The following is a 12,351-nucleotide window of genomic DNA, read 5'->3' as shown; positions in this document are numbered from 1 at the left end:
ACCGTTGCGCTTTTTAATTAGTTTTATGCCAGTGCCAAATAAAACGCAGGTAAAACGCCTAAACTTTAAAACATCGGAAAATCAAAGGCCTGCACTCAGATCAAATGGCGATTAAAGCTAAAACTCAGCGCGATATGGCGTGACGCCGGACACTGTTCCTGGATATTTCCTATCCTCACCGTATTCACTTCCCCCGAGACACCTTGATGAACAGCCTTACCGCCGATGACCGCACTCAGGTCACTCGCGAAGCCACCGTTGAATACTGGAAACACATCATCCCGATCGTACAAATCGCGTTCGCGATTCACGTGCTGCTGCTGGGTTTGTTCCTGATCGTGGATCTGCCCGTGATGTGGGTCACCAATGCGGTGAGCGTCACGGCGTACATCGCCTGTCTGCTGGCAATCAAACGCCGCCTGTATCGATGTGCCGGCATGCTCATCTGTATTGAAATCATCGCCCACGCCGCCATCGCCACCTGGGTGCTGGGCTGGGACAGCAACTTCCACCTCTACGTGTTCTGCATCGTGCCGATCATTGCCTTCGGCTTTCATTCCTCGCCGGTGCGCCGTGGCTGCCTGAGCGCCGCCGTGCTCATCGTCACCGTGGGCGGGTACCTGCTGCGCAACAAAGTGCCGGTCTTCAGCATCAGCGAAAACGCCCATGACCTGTTCGGCGCAGCCAACGCGTTGACCGCAACGGCGTTGTTGCTGCACGCCACGGCATTGTCGGTGCGCTTCAACCTGTCGATGCACATGAACCTTTATCACTCCGCCCACCGCGACAGCCTGACCAATCTTTATACCCGGCGGCGGGTGCTGCAGCGCTTGCGTCAGTTGGGTGGAGGGCGGCGGGAGATCCCCACGGCGCTGGTGCTGATTGACATTGATCACTTCAAACAAATCAACGACAAGCACGGTCATGACATGGGCGATGTGGTGCTGCAGCAGGTGGCCGACGTCATCGCCCAGTGTGTACGCACCACGGACATCGCCGCGCGCTGGGGCGGCGAAGAGTTTCTGGTGTTGATGCCCAACACCCGCTTCGAGGACGCCCGGCTGATCGCCGAGCGGATACTCACGCACATTCGCGAACAGGCCGGGGAGATCAGGCAGATGAGCCTGAACCTTACGGCGACCCTTGCGGTGGCCATCCTGAAGGACGGGGAGACGTTTCGGGATGCGCTGAAGCGGGCGGATCAGCGCTTGTACGAGGGCAAGCAGGAGGGACGCAACCGGGTCATGCTGGCGGAGTGAGCGCGGCGGGTCTCACGCAGCCCGCCCGATGCACCCGCCGAATGTAAATTCTCTGCAAAGGTCGGGCTCGTCGCTTGTTCCTGCCGATCACGCAGGGCTAAATGTCGCAACAATTCGAAATACCTCTATCCGAACGTCAGCCTGCCGGCCAGGCGGCGCCTGCTGCACGACTGCAGCGCGCCGCGCGCATCGACGTTGCCTGGCGCAGCGTTTTGCACACCCTACCGATCCGCCCGGCGACGCGCGGGCTGACGGCTTCACTTTTGTCCCTTGGCCACAAAGAAGTAAACCATGACCCAGATTTCGGCAGCCCGCTCACGAAAGCGCCTTGTCCTTGCGCTCCTCATAGCCGCAGCCGTTGGGGCTGTTTATGTCTACTACCGGCACGCCTCCAACCCGACGCCGTCGACCGATGCTGGCGCTACTGTTTCCGCCGGACCCGGTGGTCGCCACGGTGGGCCGGGGATGGCGGACCCCAATGCAGCGGTCAGCGTCGCAGTGGGCACGGCCGGGACGGCGGATGTTCCGGTGATTCAGCAGGCGCTCGGCACGGTCGTCCCCAACTACTCGGTCACCGTGACCAGTCGGGTCGACGGTGAGCTGATGGCCGTGTATTTCACCGAGGGGCAGTACGTCAAGAAGGGCCAGTTACTGGCGCAGATCGACCCCCGTGCCTATCAGGCCACCCTCGACCAATACCTGGGCGACATGGCCCAGAATCAGGCGCTGCTGAAAAGCGCGCAACTGACCGCCGAACGCTATAAGCGACTGTTCGCCAAGGACTCCCTCGCCAAGCAGGACCTGGACACGCAGATCGCCACCGTCGGCCAGTACGCCGGCGCGGTGAAGGCGGATCAGGGCCAGATCGATGCGGCGAAACTCAATCTGCTGTACGCGAAAATCGTTTCGCCGATTGATGGCTACGTCGGCTTGCGTCTGGTGGATCCGGGCAACATCGTTTCGTCCAGCAGCACCACCGGCATCGTCACCGTGACCCAGACCAACCCGATCGCCGTGACCTTTAGCCTGCCCCAGGCGCAATTGGCGACCCTGCTGCCGAAGGTGCGCAAGGGCGAGCCGTTGAGCGTGCAGGCCCTCGATCAGTTGGGCAACACGCCGCTGGCCAACGGCGCGCTGAAATTCATCAGCAACGAGATAGACACCACCACCGGCAGCATCAAGTTGAAAGCGGTGTTCGATAACCCTGCCGAGAAGCTCTACCCCAACCAGTTCGTCAACGTGAAGCTGACCACCGACACCCTGCACAATGCCGTGGTGGTGCCGTCGGCCGCCGTGCAATTGAGCAGCGACGGCGAGTTTCTGTACGTGGTGAAAGACGGCAAGGTCGCCCGCCGCAGCGTCAAGGTCGGCCCGGTCTTCGGCGAGCAAACGGTGATCAGCCAGGGCGTGGACAAGGGCGATCAGGTCGTCACCCGAGGCATCGATCATCTGCGTGACGGCAGCACGGTGACCATCGAGGCGGATAAACCGGCCGGCGCGGATGTCGCCGCATCCAGCACCCCTGTCAGCGCCACGAAGTCGGCTGCCGGCAACGCTGCCCCATGAATCCCTCAAGACTGTTTATCCAGCGCCCGGTGGCAACCGTGCTGCTGATGCTCGCGGTGATGCTGGCCGGTATTTTCGCGTATCGCCTGCTGTCGACCTCGGCGCTGCCGGAAGTGGACTACCCGACCATCCAGATCACCACGCTGTACCCCGGCGCCAGCTCTAGCGTGCTGGCTTCGGCGGTGACTGCGCCGTTGGAGCGCCAGTTGGGGCAGATGTCAGGGCTGGCGCAGATGTACTCGACCAGTTCGGCCGGGGCATCGGTGATCACCCTGAAGTTCTCCCTGGACTTGTCGCTGGACGTTGCCGAACAGGAAGTGCAGGCGGCGATCAATGCCGCCGACAGCCTGCTGCCCACTGACCTGCCAAACCCGCCGACCTATAAAAAGGTCAACCCGGCCGACACCGCCGTGCTGACCCTTGCGGCGACGTCCGACAGCCTGCCGCTGACCCGCGTGCAGGACCTGGTCAACACCCGTGTGGCGCTCAAGCTCTCGCAGATTTCCGGCGTCGGCATGGTCAGCCTGGCCGGCGGTCAGCAGCCCGCCGTGAAGATCGAAGTCAACCCCACCAGCCTGGCGGCCCACGGCCTGACCCTGGAAGACGTCTACGACAAGGTCAACGCCGCGAACGTCAACGGTTCAAAGGGCGGCTTCGATGGCCCGTCCCACTCCATCACCATCGACGCCAACGACCAGTTGCGCGACGCGGTGGAGTACGGCGAGCTGGTGCTGGCCTACGAGAACGGCGCCGCGCTGCGTCTCAAAGATGTCGCCACCACTTCCGAGGCGCCGCAGGATCAGTACCTGGGGGCCACGGCGAACGGGCAACCGGCGATTGTCATCGCGGTCCAGCGCCAGCCGGGCGCCAACGTCATCGACGTGGTCGACAGCATCAAGCAGAAGCTGGCGACCCTGCAAACGGCCTTGCCCGACTCGGTCAAGCTGACAGTCATCAGCGACCGCACCCAGACCATCCGCGCCTCGATCAAGGACGTGCAGATCGAGCTGTTGCTGTCCATCGGGCTGGTGGTGCTGGTGACCTTTGCGTTCCTCGGCAACTTCACCGCGACGCTGATCCCGAGCCTCGCAGTGCCGCTGTCGCTGATCGGCACCTTCGGCATCATGTACCTGGCCGGCTTCAGTGTGAACAACCTGACGCTGATGGCGCTGACCATCGCCACCGGTTTCGTCATCGACGACGCGATTGTGGTGGTGGAGAACATTTCCCGGCACCTGGAGGAGGGCGAAGAGCCCATGGCCGCGGCGCTGAAAGGCTCCCAGGAAATCGGCTTCACCATCATTTCCCTGACCTTCTCGCTGATTGCCGTACTGATCCCGCTGCTGTTCATGGGCGACGTGGTGGGGCGGCTGTTCCGCGAGTTCGCCATCACCCTGGCGGTGGCGATTCTGGTGTCCATGGTCGTGTCGCTGACCCTGACGCCGATGCTCTGCGCGCACCTGCTGCGGCATGTGCCCGAGGGCGAAAAAGGCCGCTTCGCCGCCTGGGGCGATCGCCAGTACCAAAAGGTGCTGAACGGTTACGACCGGGGTCTGGTGCGGGTACTCGATCACCAGCGTCTCACGCTGCTGGTGGCTGTCGGCACCGTGGCGCTCACCGGCTTCCTCTACCTGATAGTGCCGAAAGGCTTCTTCCCGACCCAGGACACCGGCCTGATTCAGGGCTTCACCCGCGCCTCCCAGGACGTGTCGTTCAGCGAGATGGCCCGTCGTCAGCAGGCGTTGGTGGAAGTGGTGCGTCAGGACCCGGCGGTGGAGTCGGTGTCGTCCACCATCGGCGTCGACGGCAGCAATGATTCGCTGAACAACGGCCGCCTGCAGATCGGGCTCAAGCCTTTCGACGACCGCGACGACACTGCGACCCAGGTCATCACCCGGCTGGAGAAATCCGCCAGCGCCGTGTCCGGCATTCAGCTGCATCTGGTGTCGTCCCAGGACCTGACCGTCGATGACCAGCTGACCCCGAGCCAGTACCAGTTCACCCTCGACGACTCGGAGAGCGCGAATCTGTCGACGCTGACGCCCCGGCTGATCGAGAAATTGCAGCACCGCCCGGAAATGCGCGACGTCGTCGACAACCTGCAAGACCAGGGCCTGGTGGCGTACGTCGAGCTGAACCGGGCGGCCGCCATGCGCTACGGCATCAGCGCCTCCGACGTCGATACCGCGCTGTACAACGCCTTCGGTCAGCGGCTGATATCGACCATTTTCACGCAGTCCAACCAGTACCGCGTGGTGCTGCAGGTGCCGGGGCAGTTCCAGCAATCCCTGGCGGCGTTCGACAACATCTATCTGGCGGCGGCGACCGGTTCTGCCACGACGACGGCAAGCACGACATCGGGCACGTCTTCGAGCACCTCCACCCAGAGCACGTCATCCAGTTCGACCAGCACGACAGGCACTGCGGCGCAGATGGTGCGCCTGACCGACATCGCCAAGGTCGGCCAGCGCACCGGTTCGCTGTCCCTCAGCCGCCTGGATCAATTTCCGGCGGTAACGGTGTCGTTCAACCTGGCAGACGGCTATTCCCTGGAGCAAGCGCAGCATGCCATCAGCGAGGTGATGACTGAACTCAACGCGCCGAGCAGCATCACCCTGCGTTATCAGGGTGCGGCCGAGGCGTTTCAGACCGCCACGGGCAACACGCTGTGGCTGATCCTGGCGGCGCTGGTCACCATGTACATCGTGCTGGGCATGCTGTACGAAAGCTTCATCCATCCGGTGACGATTCTGTCGACGTTGCCCTCGGCGGCGATCGGCGCCTTGCTGGCGTTGCTGCTGACCGGCACCGAATTCAGTCTGATCGCGCTGATCGGCGTGGTGCTGTTGATCGGTATCGTGAAGAAGAACGCGATCATGATGATCGACTTCGCCCTGGAGGGTCGCCAGCACCAGCGCCTCAACGCCCGGGACGCCATTCACCGGGCGGCGCTGCTGCGCTTGCGGCCGATCCTGATGACCACGCTGGCGGCGCTGTTCGGCGCGCTGCCACTGATGCTCGCCACGGGGGCCGGGGCGGAACTGCGTCGGCCGCTGGGGCTGGTGATCGTCGGCGGGCTGTTGCTCAGCCAGGTGCTGACGCTGTTCACCACGCCGGTGATCTACCTGATGTTTGATCGCCTGTCCGAGCGGGCCAGGGCGCGCTTCAAGCGGGGCAGCGGCCGGGACAGCACCCGGGGAAGTGCTCGGCCATGAATCTGTCTCGGCTGTTTATCCGTCGTCCGGTGGCGACGCTGTTGCTGAGCCTGAGCATCACCCTGGCAGGCATTCTCGGTTACATGCTGTTGCCGGTGGCGCCGCTGCCCCAGGTGGATTTCCCGACGATCATGGTCAGCGCCTCGCTGCCCGGCGCCAGTCCGGAAACCATGGCCGCCACGGTGGCCACGCCGCTGGAGCGCAGTCTCGGGCAGATCGCCGGCATTACCGAGATGACGTCCACCAGCAGCCAGGGCTCCACCACGCTGATCCTGCAGTTCGAACTCGACCGCGACATCAACGGCGCCGCCCGGGATGTGCAGGCCGGCATCAACGCCGCGCGCAGCTTGCTGCCCAGTTCGATGCCGTCGCTGCCCACGTACCGCAAAGCCAATCCGTCCGAGGCGCCGGTGTTGATGCTGGCACTGACCTCATCGACACGCAGCCCTGGCGAACTCTACGACCTGGCCTACAGCAAGTTGCAGCAGAAGATCGCCCAGGTGAACGGCGTGGGCGAGGTGTCGGTCCGCGGCGGCGCCTTGCCGGCCGTGCGCATCGACGTTCAGCCCAACCTGCTCAACCACGCTGGCATTTCCCTGGAGGCCGTGCGGCAGACCATCAACGACGCCACCAAGGCCAAGCCAAAAGGCATTCTCCAGGGCGAGGGGCAGAGCTGGGTGATCGACGGCAATGACCAGATCGACAAGGCCGCCGATTACCAGGACCTGGTCATCACCTACCAGAACGGCGCTGCGGTGCGGTTGCGCGATGTGGCCAACGTCTACGATTCGGTGGAAGACACCTTCGTCGGCGGCTATTACAACGGTCAGCCCTCGGTGACGCTGGGCGTAACCCGGCAGGCCGGCGCCAACATGCTGAAGACCATCGACAGCATCAAGGCGCTGATGCCCGAGTTGCAGCGGGAAATTCCCGGTGACGTGCAGCTGATCAGCGTCATCGACCGTGGCCCGACCGTCCGCTCGTCCCTGCATGACACCGAAGAAACCCTGCTGATCGCCACCTTGCTGGTGATTGCCGTGGTCTTCGTGTTTCTGCGCAACCTGCGCGCGACGCTGATTCCGGCGGTGGTGCTGCCGGTGTCGCTGATTGGCACCTGCTCGATCATGTACCTGCTGGGTTATAGCCTCGACAACCTGTCGCTGATGGCGCTGATCATTTGCACCGGTTTTGTGGTGGACGACGCCATCGTGGTGCTGGAAAACATCGCCCGCTATCAGGAACTCGGCATGCGTCCGCTGCGTGCGGCGCTGATGGGCACCCGCGAAGTCGGCTTCACGGTGCTGTCCATGACCCTGTCGCTGATCGCGGTGTTCATTCCGATCCTGCTGATGGGCAGCATTGTCGGGCGACTGTTCCGGGAGTTCGCGGTGACTTTGAGCATTGCTCTGGGCCTGTCGATGCTGGTGTCCCTGAGCCTGACGCCGGTGCTCTGTGTCCTGCTGCTGCGGCAGCCCGCCCACGACGCCCGCGAGCCGCGGCTTTATCGCTGGATTGAAGCCGGCATTGCGCGGATGCAGGGCGCCTATCTCACGGCCTTGGCCTGGGTAATGCGTCATCGGCTGTTGACCATGTTCAGCCTGCTGCTGACCGTGGGGCTCAACGTGTATCTCTACGCCACGGTGCCAAAAGGGTTTTTCCCCGCCCAGGACACCGGCGTGCTGATGGGCGCCGTGCGGGCTGACCAGAACATTTCCTTTCAGGCCCTCAAACCGCATTTGCTGCAGATCGCCCATGACCTGGCGGCCGATCCCGACGTCGAGGCGGTGATGTCGTCGACCGGCAGCGGGCGGGCAGGGTCGCGCAACACCGGCGACTTCTTCATTAGGCTCAAGGACTACAAGCAGCGCACCAGCAGCGCGGCGGCGGTGGCGAACCGGCTGACCCGCGCAAACAACAAGGTGGCCGGGATTCAGGTGTTCCTGATGCCCGCCGAGGACATTCGTGTGGGCGGGCGCAGCGCCAACGCCACTTACCAGTTCAGCCTGCAGGCCGATGATCTGGACCTGCTGCGGGTGTGGGAACCGAAGGTCGAGGCGGCGCTGCGGGCATTGCCGCAACTGACCGGTATCGACTCGGACTCCCAGACCGGCGGCCAGGAGATGAAACTGCACATCGACCGTGCCGCCGCCAGCCGGCTGGGGGTGAGCGTCAGCGACATCGACAACCTGCTGAACAACGCCTACAGCCAGCGGCAGGTGGCGACCTTGTACAAAACGTTGAACCAGTACCACGTCATCATGGGCCTGGACCCGGTGTACACCCAGGACGCGACGATGCTCGACCGCATGTACGTGATTAACGCCGATAACCAGCAAGTGCCGCTGACCGCGTTTGCCACCTTCAGTCCCGACAACGCCCCGCTGGCCGTGGCGCATCAGGGGCAGTCGGCGACCAGCACCATCGCGTTCAACCTGCAGGACGGCGTCTCTCTGGAACAGGCCACGGCGGCCATTAATGCGGCCGTCGACAAGGTCGGCTTGCCCCGTGACATCCAGTACGGATTCGCCGGCACAGCCCAGGCTTTCGCCGCGCTCGCCGCCAGCATGCCGTGGTTGATCGGGGCCGCTTTGCTGGCGGTGTACATCGTGCTGGGCGTGCTGTACGAAAGTTACATCCACCCGCTGACGATTCTGTCGACCTTGCCGTCGGCGGGGGTTGGCGCCTTGCTGCTGCTCAAGGCGGTGAACATGCAACTGACGGTCATCGCCCTGATCGGCATTCTGTTGCTGATCGGCATCGTCAAAAAGAACGCCATCATGATGATCGACTTCGCCCTGATGGCCGAGCGCGACCGCAAGATGTCGCCTGAGCAAGCCATCATTGAAGCCTGCCGCATGCGCTTCCGGCCCATCATGATGACCACGCTGGCGGCCTTCTTCGGCGCCTTGCCCCTGGCCCTCGGCAGCGGCGGCGACGCCGACCTGCGCAAACCGCTGGGTGTGGCAATTGCCGGCGGCCTGGTGCTGAGCCAGTTGCTGACCCTGTTTACCACCCCGGTGGTGTACCTCTATCTCGATCGCCTGAGCCGTTCTTCGCGGCGTTTCTGGCACATGCGTATCCGCCGCACTCACGTGCCCGGCTGACTGACAAGGTTGAATGAATGAACGCTTTGCTGCCTTCCCGTCTGTCCATCGCTCTGCTGCTGACCGGCACCCTGTTGACGGGCTGCATGGTTGGCCCCGACTACCAGAAACCCAGTGCGCCGATCTCCGCCACCTTCAAGGAAGCCCGGGGCTGGAAAGCGGCTAACCCCCAGGACGAGTTGCCCAAAGGGCCTTGGTGGGCGCTTTATCAGGACCCGCAACTGAACGCGCTGGTGTCCCAGGTGCAGCTCAATAACCAGAACGTCGCGGTCTACGCCGCGCAATACCAGCAGGCCCTGGCGTTGGTGCGTCAGTCCCGCGCCGAAGAATTTCCGACGTTGACCGGCACCGGGGCGAGCAGCCGCAGCGAGTCCGCCAGCGGCTCGTCGTCCAGCGGGGCAGGGGGTGTGAGCAAAGTGCATTCGGCCACCCTGGACCTGAGTTGGGAGGCTGACATCTGGGGCAAACTGCGCCGCACCAACGAACAGGACCGCGCCAGCGCACAGGCCAGTGCGGCCGATCTGGCCAACGCCACCCTCAGCGCGCAATCGTCCCTGGCGCAGAATTACTTCCAGCTGCGCCTGCTGGACCGGCGCATCACGCTGTACCGCGAGACCATTGCCGGCTACGAGCGCTACCTGCAAATCATCCAGAACAAGTACGACGAGCAGATCTCCTCGCGGGCCGATCTGGCGACGGGCAAAACCCAATTGCAGAGCGCCCAGGCCTCGATGCTCGACTTGCAGTGGCAGCGCGCCCAGTACGAGCACGCCATCGCGTTGCTGATGGGCAAACCGCCGGCGGACTTTTCCCTCGCCGCAGACCCGGCCTGGCAGTACCACGTGCCCGGCGTGCCTTTGGGCGTGCCCAGCCGCTTGCTGGAACGTCGCCCGGACATCGCCGCCGCCGAACGGCAAATGGCCGCCGCCAACGCTGCGGTCGGGGTGGCAACGGCCGCGTACTACCCGGACCTGACGTTGAGCGCCAGTGGCGGCTACCAGAGCTCCACCCTGAGCAACCTGTTCTCGCTGCCCAACCGCTTCTGGTCGATCGGCCCGAGCCTGACCGGCACGATTCTCGATTTTGGCGCCACCCGCGCCAGCGTCGAACAGGCCCGTCATGCCTACGACGCTACAGTGGCGACCTATCGCCAGACCGTGCTGACCGGTCTGGGCGAAGTCGAGGATTACCTGGTCGAATTGCGCACCCTGGAGCCTGAGCTGGAAGCACGCCGCAGCTCCGCGCAGTCTGCAGAAGATTCCGCAGCGGTGAGCCGTGACCAGTATGAGGCCGGCGTCATCGACTACCTCGACGTCGCCACCACCCAGGCCACCAGCTTGAACGAGCGCCAGACCCTGCTCAATCTGGTGGCCACGCAGCTGATCACCAGTGTTCAGCTGCAGGCAGCGCTGGGGGGGTCGTGGGTGACCGAGTGATTTCAGGCGGGTGCGTGCGCATTGATATTGCGGTGTGGCGCCTGACGTCTTCCCGGCTAAAGCCGGTCCCGCTGACTGCACGCAGCGTTTTAGTGGGACCGGCTTCAGCCGGGAAGAGGCCGGTGTGTGCGCCATCAATTGTGCGGCGTGGCGCCTGACGCTTTCCCGGCTAAAGCCGGTCCCACTAAATACGCGCGGTGTGTCAGTGGGGGATGCTTTGATCTCAGTGGGACCGGCTTCAGCCGGGAAGAAGCCGGTGTGCGCGCCATCAATTTTGCGGTGTTGCACCTGACGTCTTCCCGGCTAAAGCCGGTCCCACTAAATACGCGCGGTGTGTCAGTGGCGGATGCTTTTGATCTCAGTGGGACCGGCTTCAGCCGGGAAGAGGCCGGTGCGTACGCCATCAATTTTGCGGTGTTGCACCTGACGCCTTCCCGGCTAAAGCCGGTCCCACTGAGAGCATGCGTTTTGCCTGCACCACCCAGCAACTTCCCGGCTAAAGCCGGTCCTGCTCTGCGCATACCCGCTTCTTCAGCTGAGTCGGGTCAGATACGCCGGGACGGGCTGTTCAGGCAGCACGGACAGGACTTTCAGCCGCTGCAGCATCCGCTGACGGGCGCGGTTGAGGTGTTCCTTGAGGTTCAGCGCGGCGGCATCGAATGCGCCGTGCAGCAATAATTCGAGGATCAACCGATGCTCGGCCAGCATCGCTTCGTCGGGGCCGATGCCCAGCTGGCTGTAGAAGATCCGGCTGATGATCATGGGGCTCTGGCCCTGGCGGATCAGCGTCGCAATCTTGCGGTTGCTGATGCCCGCCAGGCAGTGGTGATGCAGGTCTTCTTCCAGTCGCTCGATGTCTGCCAGGCTGCACTGCGGATTGTTTTGCGCGGCTTCAACTCGCCCGAGCATGGCGGCCAGGTCGTCCCGGCTCAAGCCCGGCGCGGTCTGGCGCAACGCCTCAGGCTCGAGGCAGGCCCGCAGCTCGTAATCTTCGGTCACTTCTCGAGCGGTGAGCGGCCCGGCCAGCCATTGGGAGTAAGGTTCTTTCTCCACCAGCCCCCGGTCACGCAGGCGCATCAGCGCCTCGCGCACCACCGCCCGGCTGACGCCATAGTGTTCGGCGGCGATTTGCTCATCGAGCCGGTAATGACCGAACGCGATACAAGTCGATAACGCCGCGCCGATTTCCTCGAAGATCCGTTCGCCCAGCGGGCGCGTGTCGACCAGCTCTTCACTGCTATCGAGGCCCAATTGATGGTGGGTCAGGGCCAGGCGCACTGGCTGTACATCGTTGCCGTTGGGATTGACCAGATAACCGCGCCCATCGAAGCGACTGATCAGACCTTCGTCATGCAGCAGATCCAGCGCCCGTCGCACCGGCACCCGGCTGGTGCCGAATAGCTCTCCCAGCGGTGCTTCGAGCAGCACCAATCCTTCAACCACGTCACCGTTGACGATGGCATCGCGCAGGACCTGTCGGATCGTGGCGTAGCGGGACGCAGTGCGGGAATCCTCGGCAGACATCGATTTCATACACTTCTCGGAAGGCGGGCGGCGATTCTCGCACAAGACAGCGCGTCACTGCGGGACACGTAGGAACGCACGGTATTGGAGCTGTTGTTACTTTTCTGCACTAAAACGTACCTTTGCGTAAATATCCATCCTTGGGTCGGTTAGCGTGCGCCACCTGAAAAATCAATGCCCCGACTCGCTGGCCAAAACCCGGCAACCCATCTAGCCCGGCCACCTCGACCAAGTTGCCATATGCCCC

Annotated in this window: 6 protein-coding genes; 5 read left to right on the top strand and 1 reads right to left on the bottom strand. The window is 63.4% G+C overall.

The annotated features are described in order from the left end of the window. Positions 1 to 206 precede the first annotated feature (206 nt). From QWI20_RS02560 to QWI20_RS02540, 5 genes are all read left to right on the top strand, one after another. Positions 207 to 1,259, top strand: coding sequence for a GGDEF domain-containing protein (locus tag QWI20_RS02560; protein WP_369304038.1), 1,053 nt, complete (start codon positions 207 to 209; stop codon positions 1,257 to 1,259). A 291-nt stretch (positions 1,260 to 1,550) separates the two neighbouring features. Then, entirely contained in the window at positions 1,551 to 2,825 is a 1,275-nt protein-coding gene (locus tag QWI20_RS02555) for an efflux RND transporter periplasmic adaptor subunit (protein ID WP_369304037.1), read from the top strand. Beyond that, positions 2,822 to 6,040 (top strand): efflux RND transporter permease subunit, encoded by a 3,219-nt coding sequence (locus QWI20_RS02550; protein WP_369304036.1) that lies wholly within the window; start codon positions 2,822 to 2,824, stop codon positions 6,038 to 6,040. Before QWI20_RS02555 ends, QWI20_RS02550 begins: the two co-directional genes overlap by 4 nt. Continuing rightward, complete coding sequence (locus QWI20_RS02545) at positions 6,037 to 9,144, top strand: efflux RND transporter permease subunit (RefSeq protein ID WP_369304035.1); 3,108 nt, start codon at positions 6,037 to 6,039, stop codon at positions 9,142 to 9,144. The genes QWI20_RS02550 and QWI20_RS02545 overlap by 4 nt, the downstream gene beginning before the upstream one ends. A 17-nt stretch (positions 9,145 to 9,161) precedes the next feature. Continuing rightward, positions 9,162 to 10,580 carry an efflux transporter outer membrane subunit gene (locus QWI20_RS02540; RefSeq protein ID WP_369304034.1) on the top strand — a complete coding sequence of 473 codons (1,419 nt, stop codon included), beginning with the start codon at positions 9,162 to 9,164 and terminating at the stop codon, positions 10,578 to 10,580. 531 nt (positions 10,581 to 11,111) lie between these two features. Here QWI20_RS02540 and QWI20_RS02535 read toward each other — a convergent pair. Beyond that, positions 11,112 to 12,113, bottom strand: a complete 1,002-nt coding sequence (locus tag QWI20_RS02535; protein WP_369304033.1) for a GntR family transcriptional regulator — start codon at positions 12,111 to 12,113, stop codon at positions 11,112 to 11,114. Between the last annotated feature and the right edge of the window lie 238 nt (positions 12,114 to 12,351).

It is taken from the genome of Pseudomonas sp. W2-17 (genome assembly GCF_041060445.1).
Lineage (GTDB): Bacteria > Pseudomonadota > Gammaproteobacteria > Pseudomonadales > Pseudomonadaceae > Aquipseudomonas.
This window is presented reverse-complemented; position numbering and strand designations above follow the sequence as displayed.

Excerpts from the sequence above, each read along its gene's own strand:
- QWI20_RS02535 (WP_369304033.1), bottom strand. The coding sequence starts at position 12,113 with ATGAAATCGATGTCTGCCGAGGATTCCCGCACTGCGTCCCGCTACGCC.
- QWI20_RS02545 (WP_369304035.1), top strand. The coding sequence starts at position 6,037 with ATGAATCTGTCTCGGCTGTTTATCCGTCGTCCGGTGGCGACGCTGTTG.
- QWI20_RS02540 (WP_369304034.1), top strand. The coding sequence starts at position 9,162 with ATGAACGCTTTGCTGCCTTCCCGTCTGTCCATCGCTCTGCTGCTGACC.
- QWI20_RS02550 (WP_369304036.1), top strand. The coding sequence starts at position 2,822 with ATGAATCCCTCAAGACTGTTTATCCAGCGCCCGGTGGCAACCGTGCTG.
- QWI20_RS02560 (WP_369304038.1), top strand. The coding sequence starts at position 207 with ATGAACAGCCTTACCGCCGATGACCGCACTCAGGTCACTCGCGAAGCC.
- QWI20_RS02555 (WP_369304037.1), top strand. The coding sequence starts at position 1,551 with ATGACCCAGATTTCGGCAGCCCGCTCACGAAAGCGCCTTGTCCTTGCG.